Source organism: Kitasatospora sp. NPDC094028 (assembly GCF_049543595.1).
GTDB lineage: Bacteria > Actinomycetota > Actinomycetes > Streptomycetales > Streptomycetaceae > Kitasatospora.
Genome location: NZ_JBMVFA010000010.1, coordinates 211851 through 233175, shown reverse-complemented (window position 1 = coordinate 233175; position 21325 = coordinate 211851). Strand labels below are relative to the sequence as shown.

Genomic DNA, 21325 nt, shown 5'->3' with positions numbered 1-21325 from the left:
GGCCCGGGCCTTGATCACGCCGCCGCCGACGTAGAGCACCGGGCGCTTCGCGGCGACCAGCATCTTCGCGGCCTCGCGGATCTGCTTGGCGTGCGGCTTGGTCACCGGACGGTACCCGGGCAGCGCCGTCTCGACCGGCCACCGGAAGGTGGTGGTGGCCTGCAGCGCGTCCTTGGCGATGTCGACCAGGACCGGGCCGGGGCGGCCGGTGGCGGCGATGTGGAAGGCCTCGGCGATCACCCGGGGGATCTCGGCCGGGTCGGTGACCAGGTAGTTGTGCTTGGTGATCGGCATCGTGATGCCGCAGATGTCCGCCTCCTGGAAGGCGTCGGTGCCGATCGCCTTGGAGGCGACCTGGCCGGTGATCGCGACGATCGGCACGGAGTCCATGTACGCGTCGGCGATCGGGGTGACCAGGTTGGTCGCGCCGGGGCCGGAGGTGGCCATGCAGACCCCGACCCGACCGGTGGCCTGGGCGTAGCCGGTGGCGGCGTGGCCCGCGCCCTGCTCGTGCCGGACCAGGATGTGGCGGACCTTGACGGAGTCCATGAGCGGGTCGTACGCGGGAAGGATGGCCCCGCCCGGGATGCCGAAGACGGTGTCCGCGCCCACGGCCTCCAGCGAGCGGATGAGCGACTGGGCGCCGGTCATGGTCTCGACGACGTGCTGGGGAGCGGGAGCGTGGGCGGCCGGGGCGTCCCCGCGGCGGGGGGATGCGGCGTGCTCAGTCATCTGCCTGTCTCTTCTCGGGTTCTGCCGACCCGGTGCTACGGGCCCCGGTGCTGCGAGGGGTGGGGTCCCGGTCCGGGCCGATCGCCGGCTCTGCCTCGATCCTCCTCCCGAAGTGGCCTGATCTCATGAGTCAAGTCTCACGAATCGGGCCGAATCGGGCGGTCGAGGCGGGGGTCTTGCGGGGATCGAACAGCGTCGGTGCAACAAAAAACCCCTCGTGCCCGGGGGCATGCGAGGGGTGGCGCGTCGGTCTGTCACAAGCGGGGCGTGGTGGCCCGCTCAGCCGACGCGCCCGCCAAGTACGAGAATTCGGGTGCGCATGGCAACGACCATCCTCCGATCCGGGGTCGCATGTCAAGCAGGTGGGATGACCGTCTCGCCATTCGGACCGGTTCCCGGACCGGCCGCGGCCGGGTGTTCGGGCAGGTCGGAGGGCTCCTGGTGGCCCGCGCCGCGCCCCGGCGGGGCGTCCGTACGGCCACCCGTCCGGGTGTCCGGGGCCGCCTGGACGCGACGGGCGGGCAGCGCGCCGGGCTGTCTGGGCACCGGGTAGCCGCGGCGGGCCAGGGCGCGGCGCAGCCGGGGCTCGTCCAGCGGCGCGGCGAACACCGAGCCCTGCGCCTGCCGGCAGCCCAGCTCCTGCAGCACGGCGAGCTGCCGGGGCAGGTCGACGCCCTCGGCGGCGGTGGTCATCCCCAGGTCGCGGCCGAGCCGCAGGGCGTGCCCGGCCAGGGTGCGGCCGACCGCGGACCCGCCGAGGTCCTGGACCAGGGTGCGGTCCAGCTTGAGCCCGTCGAAGGGCAGCCGGCCGAGCGCGCCCAGCGAGCCGCCGCCGGCACCGTAGCCGGCCAGCCAGATGGCGACGCCGAGCCGGCGCAGCGCGGCGAGCCGGCGGCCGAGTTCGTCGGCGGTCGCGTCCGGGCCCATCCGGGACACCTCGATCACCAGCTCGTCGGCGGGCAGCCGGGTGTCGCGCAGCGCGGCGGCGACCGTCTCGTACACGCCGGGCGTGCACAGCCGCTCGGCGGAGAGCCGGACGGCCACCGGGACGGCCGCGAGCGCGCCGCGGCCCCGGCCGGGCAGGACGCGCCGGCCGGCGGCCGCGGCGACGGCCTCCTGGATCAGCCAGCGGGCGAAGCGGGTGGCGGCGTCCCCGTGCTCGGCCGAGCGCAGGAACTCGGCCGGGGTGAGCAGCAGGCCGCCCGCCGAGCGCCAGCGGGCCTGCGCCTCGACGCCGGCCACCGTGCCGCTGGCGAGGTCCACCACGGGCTGGTGGAGCAGCGTGAAGCCGCCCTCCCGGACGGCCACCCGCAGCCGTTCGTCCAGCTCGCTGCGGCGCTCCAGGTCGGCCCGCATGGCGGGGGTGTAGAGCACCACCCGGCCCTTGCCCTCGGACTTGGCCCGGTACATCGCGAGGTCGGCGTTGCGCATCAGCTCGTCGGCGGCGGCCCGCGGGTCGGCGGCCGGGCCGCGCTCGGGGGTGCCGAAGGCGATGCCGATGCTGGCGGCGACGCCGAGTTCGGCACCGCCGATCCAGTACGGCTCGGAGAGCGCGAGCCGCAGCCGTTCGGCGAGCTCCTGGACCTGGAGGCGGCCGAGCGGGCCGCAGACCAGCGCGGCGAACTCGTCGCCGCCGAACCGGGCGACGGTGTCCCCGCCGCGGACGGCGCTCTGCAGCCGGCGGGCGGCCCGGACGAGCAGTTCGTCGCCGACCTGGTGGCCGGCGCTGTCGTTGACCGCCTTGAAGCCGTCCAGGTCGAGGAAGAGCACCGCGACGCCGGATCCGGAGCCCGGCTGGCCGCCGTGCTCGTGCCCGGCGGGCGCGGGGCCCTGCTGGCCGCGGGCGCCGAGGGCGCCGCGCAGCCGCTGGGTGAACAGCGCCCGGTTGGGCAGGTCGGTGAGCGGGTCGTGGAAGGCGTTGTGCTGCAACTGGGCCTGCAGCATGACGCGTTCGGTGACGTCCCGGCTGTTGAGGAGCAGGCCGTCGCGGTGCCGGCTGACGGTGGACTCGACGTGCAGCCACTCGCCGCCGCCGGAGCTGATCCGGCACTCCACCCGGGCCGAGGACTCGGCGGTGCCGGGGCTGCGGTGGGCGGTGAGCCGGACCCGGGCGAGGTAGCGGCGGACCTCGGAGAGCACCCGGCCCAGGTCCTCGGGGTGGACGAGGTCGAGCAGGTTGCCGCCGACCAGTTCCTCCGGATCCCGCCCGTAGACGCCGAGCGCGGCCGGGGACACGTACGAGAGCACGCCGTTCGCCCCGGCGATCATGATGACGTCGCTGGAGCCCTGCACCAGGGAGCGGAAGTGCGCCTCCTTGTGGGCGAGTTCCTGCGCCAGCGACAGGTTGTCGAGCAGCATCACCCCCTGCCGCAGGATCAGCGCCAGGCCGACGGTGCACGCGGCGGCGGCCACCACACGGTCCAACTGTCGCCCGCCGAGGGCGTTGTAGAGGATCCCGGCGGTGCACACCGCGGCGGCCGCGTACGGGGTGAGCGCGCTGAAGGTGGTGGCGACCCGGCGGCGCGGCAGGCCGCCGGCCGAGGGGTGCTCGCGCAGCGGACGGCGCCAGCGCGGGGACCACGGCGCCCAGGCGAGCAGCAGGCTGCCGGAGAACCAGCCCGCGTCCAGCAGATCGCCGGAGTGGTAGCTGCTGTGCAGCGCCGGGGAGGTGAACAGGGCGTCGCACAGCACGGTGACGGCGAGCGCGACCATCGCGGTGTGCACGGCCGCCCGGTTGCCGTCCCGGCCGCCGAAGCGCAGGCCGACGACCAGGCTGACCAGCAGGATGTCCAGCACCGGGTAGGCCAGGTTGAGCGCGATGTGCAGCGGGGAGCCGTTCTCGCCGGCCGCGATCCGGCCGAGCGCCAGGCTCCAGCTGAGGGTGAACAGCGAGCCGGCGATCAGCCAGCCGTCGAGCAGCAGGCAGAGCCAGCCGGCGGCCGAGCGGGGGTGCTGGGCGAGCACCAGGACGCCGGTGATGGAGAGCGGGGCGAACAGCAGGAAGGCGTACTCGGCGAGCGAGTCCTGCGGCAGCTGGGTGCGCACGACCAGCTCGTACCAGCCCCAGGTGCCGTTGCCGAAGGCGACCATGAGCGAGGAGAGGCCGAACAGCAGCCAGGCCGGGCGGGCGTGGCCGCCGACCGTGCAGCCGTACACCAGGCAGGACAGCGCGGCCGCGAGGGCCGCCGCGGCCAGTCCGAAGTCGCCCATGAAGATGGCGAGTTGGCACGACCCCCAGCCGGTCGCGGCGCCCAGCGCGTAGGCCCCGCAGAGGCCGCCGAGGACGAGGCCGGGCAGCGCGCGGCTGCGCCGGAGCCGGCGCAGCGCCCCCGGGCGGGCGGGCTGCTGCGCGGCGGCCGGGCCGGGCGCGGACGCGTCGACGGGCGGCACGCCCGGGCGTCCGGCTCCGGGCAGCACCGTATCGGTGGAGCTCACTGGACCTCTCCCCCTCCGGCCCGGGGCCTGGCGCCCCGGTCGCGGACCACCGGCCGCGCGCCTCTCGGCCGTACGCGGTGGCCCGGCGCCCCGTCAGGACGGCGGCCCAGGGGGTGGGCGGCCTGTCGGCCACCGCACCGCACCGATGCTCCCGGACGGGACCCTACACCAATTCCGTCACTCAATGACACGCACACTCAACTTAGAGTAATGGCGGGCGAGTGGGCCGGCGCATCCGATTCCGGCGGATCGGCCCGGTTGGCGGCGGCGCGCGGGCGGGGGCTCACGCGACGCGCACGGGAGCGCGCGGCGGCGCTCGAACAACCGCAACGGCCCCCGACCGTCCAGGTCAGGGGCCGTTGCGAGGGTGCCGGTCAGCTGCCGGCGGGGGCCAGGTCGTCCGGGAACAGCCGCAGCCGGTGCGCCAGCGCGGCCGCCTCGCCCCGGCCGGCGACCGAGAGCTTGCCGAGGATGTTGGACACGTGCACGCTTGCGGTCTTCGGAGAGATGTACAGCTCCTCGGCGATCTGCCGGTTCGTCCAGCCGCGCGCGAGCAACCGGAGCACGTCCCGCTCACGGGGGGTGAGGCCGAAGGAGTCCCCGACCGACGGCGCCGGCGCCGCCGCGACGGCGGCGGGCCGTTCGCCCGCGGCGAGGTCCAGCCCACCCCGCTCGGCCAGCCCGGCGACCCGCGCCGCCAGCAGCCGGTCACCCCGGCCGGACGCCAGTTCGCCGGCCTCGCGCAGCAGTTCGGCCGCGGCCTCGCGCCGGCCGGCGACCAGCTCGGCCTCACCGGCCCGCGCCAGGGCGAGCCCCAGCGGGTGCGGCAGACCGGTCGGCCGCAGCAGCGCGACCGCCTCCGCCCACTGCTCGGGGGTGTCGGTGCCCTCGGCCCGGGCCAGCTCGGCCTCCAGCAGCCGGGCCCAGCCGTGGTGCAGCGGCGCCCGCGGCCGCAGCCCGGCAGCGGCGGCGGCGATCGCGGCCAGCGCCTCCGCCCGGCCCGGCCCGGCCTGCGGCAGGCCCCGGTTGTCCGCCTCCACCGTCGCGCCCTCGACCAGCAGCGGGTAGACGTCCGACTCGTAGCCGAGCCGCTGCTCCCGCGCCAGTTCGGCGAGCAGTTCGGCCCGGGCGTCCAGCGGCCGCCCGCCGTGCGCGGCGAGCGCCACCGCGAGCCGGCTGATCGGCACGGTGTGCTGCACCGCGCCGTCCCGGTTGGCGGCCCGGGCCCGGGCCATCGCCATCGCCGCGCCCGCGAGGTCCCCCTCCAGCAGGGCCAGGTCGCCGCGCATCCGGTCCAGGAACTCGGCGTTGCCGTCCGCGAGTCCGCGCGCCTCGCAGGCGGCGAGCACCTCGGCGGCCTCGTCCAGCCGGCCGAGGTCGACCAGCGCCTCCAGCAGGTTGCCGGACAGGATGCTGCCGATGTTGCGCAGCAGCCCGTTGCCGTCCGCGAACTCCAGGCCCTCCCGGGCCAGCGCGACCGCCTCCTCGGGCCGGCCCAGTCCGCGCTGCATGTTGGCGAGGTTGTTGATGCCGCGCAGCAGCACGTCCGGCACGCCCAGGCGGCGCGCCCGGGCGACCGCCCCGGCGAGCTCGGCCAGCCCGCCCTCGGTGTCGCCCAGCACGTCGTAGCGCAGGTAGCCGAGGGTCATCCGGGCGTGCAGCTCGACCGAGTGCGCGCCGACCTCCTCGGCGATCCGGATCGCCCGCTCGGCCAGCTCGATGTGCTCGGGCCCGGGGCCCCGGAGCGCCGCCCGCCCGGCGCTGAGCGCGAACACGTCGGCTTGCACGGCGGACGGCGGCAGGTGCTCCACCAGCCGCCGGGCGTGCGCGACCTCCTCGCTGTCGCCGGGCCGCCGCAGGCCGTCCAGCATCCGGGCGCGGTTGAGCCGGAACCAGGCCGCGCGCAGCGGGTGCGCCTCCTCGTCCACCAGCCGCAGCCCGCGCTTGGCCAGGCTCAGGCCGCGCTCGCGGTCGCCGCTCCGCCGGGCCGCGACCACCGCCTCGGCCAGCACGTCGACCAGCTGCAGGCTCTCGCAGTCGTCGGCGCCGTGGTCGCAGGAGCCGGGCGGGTAGGTCTCGGCCCAGTCGTACGGCCGCAGGGTGTGCTCCAGCACCTCCTCGGAGACCGCGTCCCACAGCTCCAACGCCCGCTCCAGCATGCCGAGTTGCTCGGCGAAGGCGTTGCGGCGGCGGGCCGCGCGGGCGGCCTCCAGGGCGGCCGGCAGGGCGCGGGCCGGATCGTGCGCGTGGTACCAGTAGTTGGCGAGCCGCGCGGGCAGCGCGTCGCCCGGGACGAGCAGCGGCTCGGCCTCCACGGCGAGCGCGAACTTGCGGTTGATCCGGTGCCGTTCACCCGGCAGCAGGTCGTCCGAGACGGCCTCGCGGACCAGCGCGTGCCGGAAGCAGTAGCCCTCGCCGTCGCCGTCCAGCCGCAGGATGTTGGCGCCGACCGCCGCCCGCAGCGACTCGATCAGCGCCTCCTCGTCGTCGGCCAGCACGGCCGCCAGCAGGGCGTGTTCGACCCGGGAGCCGCCCTCGGCGGCGATCTTCACCACCCGCTGGGCGTCCTCGTCCAGGCCCTCGACCCGCACCAGCAGCATGTCCCGCAGCGAGTCGGTGAGCCCGGCGCCGACGCCGTCCTGCACGGCGGTGGCCAGCTCCTCGACGAAGAACGGGTTCCCCTCGGAGCGGCGGAGGATGCGGTCCACCAGCTGCCGGTCGGGGGCGGTGGTCCCGAGGATGCCGGCCAGCTGGGCGGCGACCTCGCGGCGGCCGAACCGCGCCAGCTCCAGCCGCTGGACGGTGCGCAGCCGCTCCAGCTCGGCGAGGAAGGGACGCAGCGGGTGCCGGCGGTGCAGGTCGTCGGTGCGGTAGGTGGCGACCAGCAGCACCCGGGAGCGGTGCAGGGTGCGGACCAGGAAGGCGAACAGCTCGCGGGTGGAGCGGTCGGACCAGTGCAGGTCCTCGATGGCGAGGACGAGGGTACGTTCCGCGCCGAGCCGTTCGAACAGCCTCGCGGTGTGCTCGAACAACCGGGCCCGGCCGTACTCGTCGTTCGGCTCGCCGTCCGCCTCGCCGAACTCGGGCAGTAGGCGGGCGAGATGGCCCTCGCTGCCGGCGGCGGCACCCTCCAGCTCGGCGCCCAGCGTGCGGTGCAGCCGGCGCAGCGCGGCGGCCAGCGGCGCGTACGGCAGACCCTCGGCGCCGACCTCCAGACAGCTGCCCAGGGTGGTGAGCGCACCGGCGTCGCCGGCCCGGCTCAGGAACTCCTCCAGCAGCCGGGTCTTGCCGACGCCCGCCTCGCCGCCGATCAGGATGGCCTGCGGGCTGCCGCTACCGGCCCGCCGCAGCGCGCCGGTCAGCTCGGTGATCTCGCTGCCACGGCCGACGAAGACGGGACTGACCGATATCTGCTGCATGGAGGCGAGCATGCCATAACCGGAACCGCCGGTGAGAGGGGTATTCACCCGCGGCGAACGCCCGGAGGGGGAGGCGCCGTTCGGCACCTCCCCCTCCGGGACCTCCTCGGCACCTTCACGGTGCCCGGCGGTCAGCATTCCCGCTGCTTCACGGTGCGGCGCTGGAAGCGCGCGGCGACGGGACGGCGCTGCAGGCGTCGCGCCTGGCGGGCCTCGCGTACCAGGCGCTCGTGCTCGGCGCGCTCGGCGAGCTCGTGGGCCTGGTGCTGGATGAGCTGGTACTCGATCACTTCGGGTTCCCCTTTGTGGGTTTCACTTCGTTTCCCTGACATGTAAGAGCTTCCTCCCCCAGGAGGGGGTGCCACATCGGGAGCGTGCCCGATGTTTCGAAGGCCGGATGCCTTAGATCGGGCCCCAGAAAAGGTTCAAGGCCCTGCCTCACCTCGATTTGGAGGTGAGACAGGGCCTTAGGCCTTACTTAGGGGGCCTTAGACGCCTTAGATGCCTTAGGAAGGCGGGCTTGACGGCCTAGGAACCCTCAGGATCAGCGGGATGCTCAGGCAGCGCCGAGCTTCTCCAGGCTGTGCTTACTGCCCTTCCACGGCAAGCCGCTCCAGGATCAGGTCCTTCACGCGCGCCGCGTCCGCCTGGCCGCGGGTGGCCTTCATGACCGCGCCGACCAGCGCGCCCACCGCGGCGACCTTGCCGTCGCGGATCTTGGCGGCGACCGCCTCGTTCTCGGCGATGGCCTGGTCGACCGCCGCGCCCAGCGCGGAGTCGTCCGAGACCACGGCCAGACCGCGCTTCTCGACGACCTCGTCCGGCTCGCCCTCGCCGGCCAGCACGGCCTCGATGACCTGACGGGCCAGCTTGTCGTTCAGCTTGCCCTCGGCTACCAGCGCGGCCACCCGGGCGACCTGCGCCGGGGTGATCGGCTGCTCGGCCAGCTCGGTGCCGGTCTCGTTGGCGCGGCGGGCCAGCTCGCCCATCCACCACTTGCGGGCCTGGTCGGCCGGGGCACCGGCCGCGATGGTCTCCTGGATCGGCTCCACCGCACCGGCGTTGAGCACCGACTGCATGTCCTTGTCGGACAGGCCCCACTCGGCCTGCAGCCGGGCGCGACGCACCCGCGGCAGCTCCGGCAGCGCGGCGCGCAGCTCCTCGACCCACTCGCGGGCCGGGGCGATCGGCACCAGGTCCGGCTCGGGGAAGTAGCGGTAGTCCTCGGCGTTGTCCTTGATGCGGCCCGAGGTCGTGGAGCCGTCCTCCTCGTGGAAGTGACGGGTCTCCTGGACGATGGTGCCGCCGTCGGTCAGGACGGTCGCGTGCCGCTGGATCTCGAACCGGGCGGCCCGCTCCACGCTGCGCAGGGAGTTGACGTTCTTGGTCTCCGAGCGGGTGCCGAAGGTCTCGGTGCCGTTCGGGCGCAGCGACAGGTTCACGTCGCAGCGCATCTGGCCCTTGTCCATCCGGGCCTCGGAGACGCCCAGCGACTTGATGACCTCGCGCAGCTCGGCCACGTACGCCTTGGCGACCTCGGGGGCGCGCTCGCCGGCGCCGACGATCGGCTTGGTGACGATCTCGATCAGCGGGATGCCGGCCCGGTTGTAGTCGAGCAGCGAGTGGGTGGCGCCGTGGATGCGGCCGGTCGCGCCACCGACGTGGCTGGACTTGCCGGTGTCCTCCTCCATGTGGGCGCGCTCGATCTCCACGCGGAAGGTCGAGCCGTCCTCCAGCTGCACGTCGAGGTAGCCGTTGAAGGCGATCGGCTCGTCGTACTGCGAGGTCTGGAAGTTCTTCGGCATGTCCGGGTAGAAGTAGTTCTTCCGCGCGAACCGGCACCACTCGGCGATCTCGCAGTTCAGCGCCAGGCCGATCTTGACGGCCGACTCCACGCCCACCGCGTTGACCACCGGCAGCGAGCCCGGCAGACCCAGACAGGTCGGGCAGGTCTGGCTGTTCGGCTCGGCGCCCAGCTCGGTCGAGCACCCGCAGAACATCTTGGTCTTGGTACCGAGCTCGACGTGGACCTCAAGGCCCATCACCGGGTCGTACGACGCGAGAGCGTCCTCGTAGGAGACCAGGTTCATGACGCTCACAGCGTCCCTTCTCAACTAAAGACTCGGGAGGTACGGGCCCGGCCCCACGACACGTGGGACCGGGCCGGGGCGTCAGCCCAGCAGCACGTCGTCGGAGGCGAGCTGACGCAGCTCGCGCACCAGCAGCGCCGTACCGGTGATCAGCGCGGCGGCGCCGACCAGGGCGTTGACCAGCTTCAGGGTGTCGCTCTCGTCACGGGCGCTGCGGACGTCCTTGACGATGGAGATCGCGCCGAACGCGCTGGTGCCGATGGACAGCAGCAGACCGGGCTTGGAGTGCTTCCAACCCTTGGCCTTCTCGATCTTGCTCACAGTGCCGGTGCCTCCTCCAGCAGGGTGTGCCCCCACTTGTCGTTGAGTGCGGCCTCGACGGCGCCGCCCACGCGGTACAGGCGGTCGTCCGCCATCGCGGGCGCGATGATCTGCAGGCCGACCGGGAGATTGTCCTCCGGGGCCAGGCCGACCGGCAGCGACATGGCCGCGTTGCCCGCCAGGTTGGACGGAATCGTGCACAGGTCGGCCAGGTACATCGCCATCGGGTCGTCGGCGCGCTCGCCGATCGGGAAGGCGGTGGTCGGCGTGGTCGGCGAGACCAGCACGTCCACGCCGGCGAAGGCCGTGTCGAAGTCCCGCGAGATCAGCGTGCGGACCTTCTGGGCCGAGCCGTAGTAGGCGTCGTAGTAGCCCGAGGAGAGGGCGTAGGTGCCCAGGATGATGCGGCGCTTGACCTCGTCGCCGAAGCCGGCCTCACGGGTCAGCGCGGTGACGTCCTCGGCCGAGCGCGAGCCGTCGTCGCCGACCCGCAGGCCGTAGCGCATCGCGTCGAAGCGGGCCAGGTTGGAGGAGCACTCGCTGGGCGCGATCAGGTAGTACGCGGGCAGCGCCAGGGTGAACGACGGGCAGGACACCTCGACGACCTCGGCGCCCAGCTCGCGCAGCAGCTCCACCGACTCGTTGAAGCGCTGCATCACGCCGGCCTGGTAGCCCTCGCCGGCGAACTCCTTGACGACACCGATCCGCATGCCGCGCACGTCGCGCATCCGCGCGGCCTCGACCACGGCCGGGACGGGCGCGTCGATCGAGGTCGAGTCCAGCGGGTCGTGCCCGGCGATCGCCTCGTGCAGCAGCGCCGCGTCCAGCACCGTACGGGCGCACGGGCCGCCCTGGTCCAGGCTGCTGGAGAAGGCGACCAGGCCGTAGCGGGATACCGAGCCGTAGGTCGGCTTCACGCCGACCGTGCCGGTGACGGCGCCGGGCTGGCGGATCGAGCCGCCGGTGTCGGTGCCGATCGCCAGCGGGGCCTCGAAGGCGGCCAGCGCGGCGGCCGAACCGCCGCCGGAGCCGCCGGGGATGCGGGTCAGGTCCCACGGGTTCCCGGTCGGGCCGTAGGCCGAGTTCTCGGTGGAGGAGCCCATCGCGAACTCGTCCATGTTGGTCTTGCCGAGGATGACCACGCCGGCGTCCTTGAGACGGCTCGTCAGCGTGGCGTCGTACGGCGGGATCCAGCCTTCGAGCATCTTCGAACCACAGGTGGTCGGGATGCCCTTGGTGGTGAAGACGTCCTTCAGCGCGAGCGGGACGCCGGCCAGCGGGCCCAGCTCCTCGCCCTTGGCGCGCTTCTCGTCGACGGCCTTGGCGGCGGTCAGCGCGCCCTCGGTGTCCACGTGCAGGAAGGCGTTGACCTTCTTGTCGACGGCGTCGATGCGGTCCAGGTGCGCCTGCGCGACCTCGACGGCGGACACCTCGCCCTTGGCGATGGCGCTCGCGGTCTCGGCGGCGGTGTAACGAATCAGCTCGGTCATCTCGGTCAGTCCTCCCCGAGGATCTGCGGCACACGGAAACGCTGCTCCTCGGCGGCGGGGGCGCCGGACAGCGCCTGCTCCGGGGTGAGCGACGGCCGCACCTCGTCCGCGCGCATGACGTTGGTCAGCGGCAGCGGGTGGGAGGTCGGCGGGACGTCCTGTCCGGCGACCTCGGAAACGCGGGCGACCGCGCCGATGATCACGTCGAGCTGCTCGGCGAAGTGGTCCAGCTCTTCGGGCTTCAGCTCAAGACGCGACAGCCGGGCGAGGTGGGCGACCTCCTCGCGCGTGATGCCAGGCATGCAGCGATCCTCAGGGTGAGTTCTGGTGAGGCCCGGCGGCGCCTGCCGGCGTGCCGGGCCCGGGCAGGAGCAGCCGGTCCGGCGCTCCGTCCTCGTGGTCTTTGGCCCCATCCTATGGGGCGCGGCCCTGCCACCGGCCAACGAGTAACCCCGGGGCCGCGTCACCGCCGCCGCGCACGGGCACGCCCGGCCCACCCGGGGCACCGGCCGACCACCGGCCGGCCGGCCCCCGGGAGCCGCCTCACTGCGGCCGCATGCGGGCCCAGCCCTGTGCGCCCGGCGCCTTGAACTCCATCTGCGCGGCGGACACCGGATGGGGCCGCGGCCCCGGCAGGTGGTTGACGTGCGGGGCGTGCTGCGGGTGCTGGACCTGCCTGCCGTTCGGCAGGTGCGGAACGTGCGGTGCGTGCGGTGTGTGCTGGGCGGCGGCGGCCGGGGGCAGGACGGGCGGGCGGACCGGCGGCAGGACGGGCGGCAGCACCGGCTGGGCCGCGGCCGCCGCGGGCTGCGCGAGCGGCTGGGCCAGCGGTGGGGCCAGCGGTGGGGCCAGCGGCTGCGCGAGCGGCTGCGGCACCGGCTGGATCGCCGGCTTCGCGCAGCCCGGCTGGATCACCGGCCGGGTGACCGGCGCACCGGCCGGGGCGATGCCCAGCCGCTCCGCCGGCGGGGCGCCGGCCGTGCGGTGCACCCGCAGCCAGGCGGTGGCCTGCTCGGCCGGCAGTGCGGCCGACACCAGCCAGCCCTGCACCGCGTCGACGCCCAGCCCGTGCAGCCGCTCCCAGGTCTCGTCGTCCTCGACGCCCTCGGCGACCACGGTCAGGCCGAGCGAGTGGGCGAGCTCCACCGAGCAGCGGACCACCGCCGCGTCGTGGTCGTCGGCGACCATCCGGGACACGAAGGAGCGGTCGATCTTCAGCTCGCCGACCGGCAGGCTGCGCAGCCGTACCAGCGAGGAGTGCCCGGTGCCGAAGTCGTCCAGGGACATCCCGACGCCGTAGCCGCGCAGTTCGGCCAGGGTGTCGGCGGCGCGGCGGGAGTCGTCCAGCAGCAGCCGTTCGGTGATCTCCAGCTGGAGCGCGTGGGCCGGCACCCGGTGCCGGACGAGGTGCCCGGCGACGCGCTGCGCGAAGCCGGGGTTGAGCACGTCGCGCGGCGAGACGTTCACCGCGACCTGCACCTCCAGGCCCTCCTGGCGCCAGCTGGCGAGCTGGCCGACCGCCGCCTCCAGCACGTAGTCGGTGAGCCGGGGCATCAGGCCGCTGGACTCGGCGAGCCCGACGAACTCGTCCGGCGAGACCCTGCCCTGCCCGGGCCGCTCCCAGCGCAGCAGCGCCTCCAGGCCGACCACCCGGCCGTCGAAGGCCACCTTGGGCTGGTAGTGCAGCTGCACCTCGCCGGTCTCCAGCGCCCGGCGGAGGTCGCCGAGCAGCCCGATCCGGTACGGCGTGTCGACGTCCTGCGCCTCGTCGTACTGGGCGACGCCGCTGCAGCCGCGCTGGGCGTGGCCCATCGCGACGTCGGCGCGGCGCAGCAGGGCCTCGGCGTCCTGGGCGTGCTGCGGGTAGACGCAGACCCCGGCGCTGGCCTCCAGGACGAGCAGCAGCCCGTCCAGGCGGATCGGCGCGGCGAGTTCGGCGATCAGCGCCTTGGCGACGCGCTCCAGGCTGTCCGGGCAGTTGATGCCGGGCAGCAGGACGGCGAACTCGTCGCCGCCCATCCGGGCCACCATCGGGCGGCCGCGCCGGTAGTGCCGGGGCAGCCCGGCGAAGACGTCGTCGATGGACTCTCGGGTGGCGCTGCCGGCCGGGCCGCCGGAGCGCAGCGCGCGGTGCAGGCGGCGGGCGATGTGCACCAGCAGCCGGTCGCCCGCGGTGTGCCCGAGCGTGTCGTTGAGTGATCGGAACCGGTCGAGATCGAGCAGTATCAGACCGACGCTGCACTTCTCGCCGTGGGAGACGATCGCCTCCTGGGCCGCCAGGAGTAACGCCTGACGGTTCGGCAGGTCGGTGAGCGGGTCGGTGAGCTGGTCGCGGGCGCGGTCCCGGGCGATCCGCCAGGCCGCGACCAGCACGGCCAGGGGCACCGCGAACAGCGGCAACAGCTCGGGTTCGTACCGGTAGACCAGGACGGCGAGCGGGATGAGCGGCGCAGCACCGGCCAGCAGTACGCCGAGCAGCAGGACCGCACCTGCCACCCCCTGCGGCGGGCGTGTGGGAGCGCCGCCGGTCGTACGATCCATAAGCCCTGTCCTCCGTCGGGCCCGCCCCGTCAGGCCGCCTTAACGGTGAGGCACCGTGCCGGTACCGACAGCTGCCGGGCATGGAGCGACCCCGAGGAGCCCCGGCTCAGCCGGTGCCCCCACCCCTGCTGACACTCTGTTGCGCTCCAGGGTATGCCGGGGTCCACCCGGTGGGCAGACTTTCGGACAACCGGAAACGCGCCACCGCGCCGGGTGCCGCACGTGAAACAATGCCCGATTTCACGATGCGGCACCCGGTGACGTTGCATCAGGACGATAACAAGACGGATTCGGCCATGTGTTGATCGGGTCGGAACTCCGCCTCGCCGGGGTCAGGACTCGGCCGGGGCGTCCCCCTCCCCGGTGGGGTCGGCCGGAGCCTCCGGCTCCGCGTCCGGCAGGGGAAGCCCCAGGTGGGCGCGGGCCGCGGCCGGCCCGTCCGCGAGCAGCACGGCGAAACCGGCGTCGTCCAGGACCGGCAGGCCGAGCTGAACGGCCTTGTCGTACTTGGATCCGGGGTTGTCACCGGCGACCACGAAGTCGGTCTTCTTCGAAACCGATCCGGTCACCTTCGCACCCCGCGAGGTCAGCGCCTCCTTCGCGCCGTCCCGGGTGTGCCCGGCCAGGGTGCCCGTGACGACCACCGTCAGGCCCTCCAGCGGGCGCTCCGCCTCCTCCTCGTCCGCGAACTCCTCGACGAAGCGGACGCCCGCGGCGCGCCACTTCTCCAGGATGTCGCGGTGCCACTCCTCCTCGTGCCACTCCCTGATCGAGCGCGCGATGGTCGGGCCGACGCCCTCGGCCGCCGCCAGTTCCTCCTCGGTGGCCGAGAAGATCCGGTCCAGGTCGCGGAATTCGCGGGCCAGCTCCTGCGCCGCCACCGGCCCCACGTGCCGGATCGACAGGCCGTTGAGGAAGCGCCAGAGCGGGCGGTCCTTCGCCGCCTCCAGATTGTCCAGCAGCGTCCGCAGCGACTTCTTCGGCTCGCCCTTGGTGGTCGCGAAGAAGAAGACCTCCTTCTCCTCGCCGGTCTTGTCGTCCAGCTTGGGCATGCCGGTCTTCTGGTCGCGCACCAGCACCTTGATCGGCAGCAGCTGCTCCTCGGTCAGCCCGAAGACGTCGCCCTCGTTGCGCACCGGCGCCTCGGCCGGCTGCAGCGGCTGGGTCAGCGCGGTGGCCGCGACGTAGCCCAGCCCCTCGACGTCCAGGCAGGACCGGCCGCCGAGGAAGGCGATCCGCTCGCGGATCTGGGCCGGGCAGAACTGCGCGTTGGGGCAGCGCAGGTCGATGTCCCCCTCGGACATCGGGCGCAGCTCGCTGCCGCACTCCGGGCAGTGCGAGGGCATCACGAAGGCCCGCTCGGTGCCGTCCCGCAGGTCGTAGACCGGGCCGAGGATCTCCGGGATGACGTCGCCGGCCTTGCGCAGCACCACGGTGTCGCCGAGCAGCACGTCCTTGGCCTTGACGATCTCCTGGTTGTGCAGCGTCGCGTACTGCACCATCGAGCCGGCCACCTTCACCGGCTCGGCCAGCACCGCGAACGGGGTGGCCCGGCCGGTGCGGCCGACACCGACGCGGATCTCGGCGAGCTTGCCGGTGACCTCCTCCGGCGGGTACTTCCAGGCGATCGCCCAGCGCGGGGACTTGGAGGTGGCACCGAGCCGCCCCTGCAGGGCGATCTCGTCCACCTTGACCACGACGCCGTCGATCTCGTGCTCGACGGAGTGCCGCTGCTCGCCGAAGTGCTTGATGAAGGCCCGGACTTCGGCCAGCGTGCCGACCACCGCGTTGTGCCGGGCGGTGGGCAGGCCCCAGTCGTGCAGCAGTTGGTACGCGTGCGACTGGTTGTCGATGTCGAAGCCGACCCGGGCGCCGATCCCGTGCACCACCATGTGCAGCGGGCGGGAGGCGGTGACGTGCGGGTCCTTCTGGCGCAGCGAACCGGCGGCCGCGTTGCGGGGGTTCATGAACAGCCGGATCATCGCCCGGGGCCGCTTGCCCTCCTTGGCGCGCTCCTCGTTCTCCTGCCGGCGGCGCTCGTTCTCCTCCGCGAAGGAGGCGTTGAGGGCGTCGAAGGCCTCGGTCGGGAAGTAGACCTCGCCGCGGATCTCCACCAGCTCGGGGATGTTCTCGCCCTTGAGCTGGTGCGGGATCTCCTTGATGGTGCGGACGTTGGCGGTGATGTCCTCGCCGACCCGGCCGTCGCCGCGGGTCGCCGCCTGCACCAACTGGCCGTTCTCGTAGGTGAGGTTGACGGCCAGGCCGTCCACCTTGAGCTCGCACAGGTAGTGGTAGTCGATGCCGTCGAGCTCGGTGGCGACCCGGTCGGCCCAGGCGCCCAACTCCTCGTCGTCCATCGCGTTGTCGAGGCTCAGCAGCCGCTCGCGGTGCTCGACGGCGGCGAACAGCGCGGTGGGGGCGCCGCCGACCCGCTGCGTCGGCGAGTCCGGCGTGACCAGGGCCGGGTGCTCGGCCTCGATCCCCTCCAGCTCGCGCATCAGCGCGTCGAACTCTGCGTCGCTGACGACCGGCGCGTCCTGCTCGTAGTAGCGGGCGCGGTGGTCGGTGATCTCCACCGACAGCTCGGCGTGCCGCCTGCGCACCTCCGCCGGGACGTCCTCCCAGCCCTCGACAGCCGTCACCGCAAGCCCTCCTACGTTCTCATTCCGGGTTGTCCACCAGGCTCTGCGCCGCCCGCGCCGCGAGCGACAGCGCCCTGCGCGCGTACGCCGGGGACGCCCCGGCCAGCCCGCAGGTCGGCGTCACCAGCACGCGGCGGCCCAGCAGCTCCGGAGCGAACCCGAGCCTGCGCCACAAGGTCCTGATTCCCTGGACACTACCGGCAGGGTCCGACACTGCCTTTGATTGAGAGGCGAGCTGGTCAGTGGCGGGGACGACGCCGGCGAAGAGCGCGGTACCCGCCTCGACCGCCTCGCCCAGGTCGTCGTCCTGGCGCTCGGTGAGCAGCGAGAAGTCGAGCGAGACGCCGGCCACCCCGGCCCGGCGCAGCAGCGGGATCGGCACGTCCGGCGCGCAGGAGTGCACGACCACCGGCGCGTCCAGGCCGCGGATCAGCTCGCGCAGCACCTCCTCCGCCACCTGCCGGTCCACCGAGCGCAGCCGCTGGAAGCCGCTCGCCGTCTTCACCTGGCCGGCCAGCACGGCGGGCAGCGACGGCTCGTCGAGCTGGAGGACGACGTGCGCGCCGGGGACGCGCTTGCGGACCTCGGCCAGGTGGCGGCGCAGGCCCTCGGTGAGCGAGCCGGCGATGTCCCGGCAGGCGCCGTGGTCGGCGAGCGCCTTCTCGCCGTGCTTGAGCTCGATGTTCGCCGCCAGCGTCCACGGGCCGACCGCCTGCACCTTGAGCGCGCCCCGGTGGCCCTGGGTGAACTCCTCCAGGGCGTCCAGGTCCTCGCCGAGCCAGGAGTGCGCGCGCCGGGTGTCCCGGCCGGGGCGGTCGGCGAAGCGCCAGCCGCTCGGCTCGGTCTGCGCGAACAGCTCGACGAGCAGGCCGGCGCTGCGGCCGATCATGTCCGCGCCCGGCCCGCGGGCCGGCAGCTCGGGCAGGAACGGCAGGTGCTCGAACGCCCCGGTGGCGGTCTTCGCCGCCTCCCGGGCGTCCGTGCCGGGCAGCGAACCGACGCCGGTCGCGGCGCCGATCAGGTCGGGGAACTCGGCAAAGGAGTGCTCGTTGCTCACCCGTCCGAGCCTAGTGCCCGGGGGCGCGGCCCCGGTTCAGTCCCACCGGTGCAGTGCGCTCCAGGTGCCGCCGGCCGCGGAGAACACCAGCTCCGAACCGTCGAACACCTCCTTCGCGTTCTGCGGGGACAGGCCGCCGAAGCGCTCGGCGCATAGGTCGACCTGCAGCCGCCCGTCGAAGCGGGTGAACTGCGGGGGGTCGTACAGCACCCAGGAGAAGCCGACGCTCTCGTCGATCCGGAACTGCCGCACGTCCACCAGGTCCAGGCACACCGGCTCCCACCGGAGGTCCTCGTGCGCCAGCCTGGCGTCGATCACCAGCCGGACGGCGCGGCCGCGGTTCTGCCGGCCGAACTCCTGGTCGAGGACGATCCGGCGCAGGCACCCGTCGCCGAAGGCGTAGCGGTCCAGCAGGGCCGCCACGCCCTCCTCGTCCAGCGGGTACGGCCCGAGGACGCGCTCGGGCAGCGGCGGCCTGAGGTCGACGGCGGTCACCCCGTCAGCGCCCGGGCCGGACGGTGATGTCGGTGATCTCCGCGTCCCGCGAGGCGTCCAGCGCGGCGATGACGGCCTTGGCGACCGACTCCGGGTCGATCCAGCGGTCGGCGTCGTACGCCTTGCCCTCCTGCTGGTGCACCTTCACCTGCATCGCGGTGGCGGTGCGGCCCGGGTAGACGGAGGTGACCCGGACGCCGTTCGCGTGCTCCTCGTGGCGCAGCGAGTCGGCGAGGGCGCGCAGGCCGTGCTTGCTGGCGGCGTACGCGCTCCACTCGGCGTGCGCGTTCAGGCCGGCGCCCGAGTTGACGAACACCACGTGGCCCTTGGTCAGGCGCAGCGAGGGCAGCAGGAGCCGGGTCAGCTCGGCGGGGGCGACCAGGTTGACGTTCAGGGTGTCCTGCCAGGCCTTCACCGGCAGGTCGCCGACCGGGCCCAGCTCGACCATGCCGGCGACGTGCAGCAGCGAGTCCAGCTCGACCGGCGGCTGCTGGTGCCCGAGCGCCCAGGACAGCTTCGCCGGGTCGCCCAGGTCGCCGACCAGGGTCCGCGCCCCCGGGAACCGCTCACGCAGCTCGGCGGCCCGCCGCGCGTCCCGGGCGAGCAGCCAGAGTTCGTCGCCGCGCTCGGCCAGTCGCCCGGCCAGGACGGCGCCGATGCCGGAACCGGCGCCCGTGATCAGATGTGCAGCCATGGTCCCGATCCTCTCAGGCCTTGAGCTGGGCGAACACGTCGGCGGGCGTGTCGGCGAAGGTGACCAGCTCGGCGAGCGGCTTCGGGAGGAAGCCCTCGGCGTCCATCCGCTCCAGCTGGGTCCGCATGCCCGCGTAGAACCCCTCGGTGTCCAGGACGACGACCGGCTTGTCGAACATCCCGTGCTTCTTCAGCTCCAGCACCTCGGTGACCTCGTCGAGCGTCCCGAGCCCGCCCACGAGCACGACGATGGCGTCCGCCCGGGCCGCCAGCTCGGCCTTGCGCTCCGCGAGGTCGGCCGTCCACACCAGCTCGTCCGCCCCGGCGTAGGCCTTGTGCCGCAGCATCTCGACCATCACCCCGACGAGCTTCCCGCCCGCCGCCTTGACGTTGTCGGCCAGCAGCCCCATCAGCCCGGCGTCGGACCCGCCCCACACCAACGTGTGGCCGCCCTCCCCCAGCAGCCGGGCGAACTCGGCGGCGGGAGCGGTGTAGCGGTCGTCGAGCGAGTACGCGGAGCAGAAGACACATATGTTCATAGTGCTGATTGGTCTATCACGCCCGGCCGCCCCCGCTCACCGCCATTACCCGCCGCCCAGCTCTCGGCCGGCGTACGGCACCGCCGCAGAGGAGCGGGCCGACACCGGGACCGCCCGGGTTGTCGGTGGGTGTCCGTAGGGTCGGGATGCCGTCGCCATCGAGCAGGGAGCCGTCATGACCGCGTGGGCCAACGGGATCGCCGCCCAGACCCTCTTCGTCGAGGACCTGGGCGCCGCGAAGAAGTTCTACCTGGACGTCTTCGACGCCCCGGTCCTCTTCGAGGACGAGCAGTCCGTCGCGTTCCGGTTCGGCGGGACGATCGTCAACCTGCTGCGGGTGACGAACGTTCCGGAGCTCATCGAGCCGGCCGCCGCCGCGCCGCGGGAGGCCGGGGCGCGGCTGGTGTTCACCGTCGAGGTCGAGGACGTGGACGCGAAGTGCGCGGAACTCGCCGCGGTCGGGGTCGAGTTCGTCAACGGGCCGGTGGACCGCCGCTGGGGCCCGCGCACCGCGAGCTTCCGGGACCTGGACGGCTACCTCTGGGAGATCGCCCAGGGCCGGTGAGGCCTCAGCGGGCGCGAGGAACGCGCGCGCAAGGTGTACCGGCCGATGCGGCGGGCCACCCCGGCTTCCACATGATGGCCGTGGACAGCATCGCCTGGCTGCGCCGGAGGCGGCAGCAGCCCTAGGAGGTGAGGGCCGGCCGTTCGGTGGCGGAGATGGTGGCCGAGCCGACGACCCGGGTGCCGTCGTAGAGGACGACGGCCTGGCCGGGGGCGATGCCGCGGGCCGGGGTGTCGAGCCGGACCCGCAGTTCGCCGTCGACGACGGCGGCCGAGACCGGCACCTCCTCGCCGTGGGCGCGGAGTTGGGCGGTGTAGCGGCCGTCCGCGAGCGGCTCGGTACCGCACCAGCGGGGGCGGATGGCGGTCAGCCCGACGACGTCGAGGCCTTCGACCGGGCCGACCGTCACGGTGTTGTTCACCGGCGAGATGTCGAGCACGTAGCGCGGCTTGCCGTCCGCCGCCGGGCGGCCGATGCGCAGGCCCTTGCGCTGACCGATGGTGAAGCCGTAGGCGCCGTCGTGCTCGCCGAGCTTGGTGCCGTCGACGTCGAGGATGTCGCCGGTGGCCGTGCCGAGGTGCCGGGCGAGGAAGCCCTGAGTGTCGCCGTCCGCGATGAAGCAGATGTCGTGGCTGTCGGGCTTCTTGGCCACCGCGAGGCCGCGCCGCTCGGCCTCGGCCCGGATGGCGTCCTTGGTGGTGTCGCCGAGCGGGAAGAGCGAGTGGGCGAGCTGGTCGGCGTCGAGGACGCCGAGCACGTACGACTGGTCCTTGGCGCCGTCCACGGCCCGGTGGAGCTCGCGGGAGCCGTCCGGCAGGTCGACGATGCGGGCGTAGTGGCCGGTGCAGACGGCGTCGAAGCCGAGGGCGACGGCCTTGTCGAGCAGGGCCGCGAACTTGATCTTCTCGTTGCAGCGCAGGCACGGGTTGGGCGTGCGGCCGGCGGCGTACTCGGCGACGAAGTCGTCGATGACGTCCTCGCGGAAGCGCTCGGCGAGGTCCCACACGTAGAACGGGATGCCGATGACGTCGGCGGCCCGCCAGGCGTCGCGGGAGTCCTCGATGGTGCAGCAGCCGCGGGCGCCGGTGCGGAAGGACTGCGGGTTGGCGGAGAGCGCCAGGTGGACGCCGGTCACCTCGTGGCCGGCTTCGACGGCACGGGCGGCGGCGACCGCGGAGTCGACGCCGCCGGACATGGCCGCGAGCACGCGCAGTCGGCCGGTGGACGGGGTGGTCGGGGCGCCCGGGAAGTCAGTCATGGTGACTACAAGGGTACGGGGCGTCCGGACATGCCCGACCAGCCGGAG

15 protein-coding genes and 1 pseudogene are annotated in these 21325 nt (G+C 73.7%); 1 reads left to right on the top strand and 15 read right to left on the bottom strand.

All coding sequences use genetic code 11. The features are described from left to right. From ACPC54_RS18230 to ACPC54_RS18165, 14 genes and pseudogenes are all read right to left on the bottom strand, one after another. Positions 1-732 (bottom strand): thiamine pyrophosphate-binding protein (locus tag ACPC54_RS18230; protein ID WP_498965844.1); only part of this gene is annotated, 732 nt, incomplete at its 3' end. A 354-nt stretch (positions 733-1086) separates the two neighbouring features. Beyond that, positions 1087-4056, bottom strand: coding sequence for a putative bifunctional diguanylate cyclase/phosphodiesterase (locus ACPC54_RS18225; RefSeq protein WP_498965859.1), 2970 nt, complete (start codon positions 4054-4056; stop codon positions 1087-1089). 485 nt (positions 4057-4541) lie between these two features. Next, the gene (locus ACPC54_RS18220) at positions 4542-7586 is read right to left on the bottom strand and encodes an ATP-binding protein (protein ID WP_498965842.1); all 3045 of its coding nucleotides are present in this window, start codon (positions 7584-7586) and stop codon (positions 4542-4544) included. Between the two features lie 131 nt (positions 7587-7717). Then, on the bottom strand, positions 7718-7876 hold the full coding sequence (locus ACPC54_RS18215) for a hypothetical protein (RefSeq protein ID WP_498965840.1): 159 nt from the start codon (positions 7874-7876) through the stop codon (positions 7718-7720). 297 nt (positions 7877-8173) lie between these two features. Continuing rightward, complete coding sequence (gene gatB / locus ACPC54_RS18210; protein WP_498965839.1) at positions 8174-9685, bottom strand: Asp-tRNA(Asn)/Glu-tRNA(Gln) amidotransferase subunit GatB; 1512 nt, start codon at positions 9683-9685, stop codon at positions 8174-8176. Positions 9686-9757: 72 nt separating this feature from the next. After that, positions 9758-9997 carry a hypothetical protein gene (locus tag ACPC54_RS18205; RefSeq protein WP_498965838.1) on the bottom strand — a complete coding sequence of 80 codons (240 nt, stop codon included), beginning with the start codon at positions 9995-9997 and terminating at the stop codon, positions 9758-9760. Continuing rightward, positions 9994-11487: an Asp-tRNA(Asn)/Glu-tRNA(Gln) amidotransferase subunit GatA gene (gatA, locus tag ACPC54_RS18200; RefSeq protein WP_498965836.1), complete on the bottom strand. Its 1494-nt coding sequence runs from the start codon at positions 11485-11487 to the stop codon at positions 9994-9996. The genes ACPC54_RS18205 and gatA overlap by 4 nt, the downstream gene beginning before the upstream one ends. Before the next feature lie 5 nt (positions 11488-11492). Further along, entirely contained in the window at positions 11493-11789 is a 297-nt protein-coding gene (gene gatC / locus ACPC54_RS18195) for an Asp-tRNA(Asn)/Glu-tRNA(Gln) amidotransferase subunit GatC (RefSeq protein ID WP_030057414.1), read from the bottom strand. Positions 11790-12399: 610 nt separating this feature from the next. After that, positions 12400-13968: pseudogene (locus ACPC54_RS18190) on the bottom strand (putative bifunctional diguanylate cyclase/phosphodiesterase); the annotation flags it as partial. 392 nt (positions 13969-14360) lie between these two features. After that, positions 14361-16670 carry an NAD-dependent DNA ligase LigA gene (gene ligA, locus ACPC54_RS18185; protein ID WP_498965834.1) on the bottom strand — a complete coding sequence of 770 codons (2310 nt, stop codon included), beginning with the start codon at positions 16668-16670 and terminating at the stop codon, positions 14361-14363. Positions 16671-16689: 19 nt separating this feature from the next. After that, positions 16690-17727, bottom strand: coding sequence for a methionine synthase (locus ACPC54_RS18180; protein WP_498965833.1), 1038 nt, complete (start codon positions 17725-17727; stop codon positions 16690-16692). 36 nt (positions 17728-17763) lie between these two features. Then, positions 17764-18222 carry a hypothetical protein gene (locus ACPC54_RS18175; protein ID WP_498965832.1) on the bottom strand — a complete coding sequence of 153 codons (459 nt, stop codon included), beginning with the start codon at positions 18220-18222 and terminating at the stop codon, positions 17764-17766. A gap of 4 nt (positions 18223-18226) precedes the next feature. Next, positions 18227-18916, bottom strand: a complete 690-nt coding sequence (locus ACPC54_RS18170; protein ID WP_498965831.1) for an SDR family oxidoreductase — start codon at positions 18914-18916, stop codon at positions 18227-18229. Positions 18917-18929: 13 nt separating this feature from the next. Beyond that, on the bottom strand, positions 18930-19454 hold the full coding sequence (locus ACPC54_RS18165) for an LOG family protein (protein ID WP_498965829.1): 525 nt from the start codon (positions 19452-19454) through the stop codon (positions 18930-18932). 175 nt (positions 19455-19629) lie between these two features. Here ACPC54_RS18165 and ACPC54_RS18160 point away from each other — a divergent pair, with 175 nt between their 5' ends. Beyond that, positions 19630-20019, top strand: a complete 390-nt coding sequence (locus ACPC54_RS18160; RefSeq protein WP_498965828.1) for a VOC family protein — start codon at positions 19630-19632, stop codon at positions 20017-20019. 121 nt (positions 20020-20140) lie between these two features. Here the strand turns inward: ACPC54_RS18160 and mnmA are convergent, their stop codons facing one another. Further along, positions 20141-21277, bottom strand: a complete 1137-nt coding sequence (gene mnmA / locus ACPC54_RS18155) for a tRNA 2-thiouridine(34) synthase MnmA (RefSeq protein WP_498965826.1) — start codon at positions 21275-21277, stop codon at positions 20141-20143. Positions 21278-21325 lie beyond the last annotated feature (48 nt).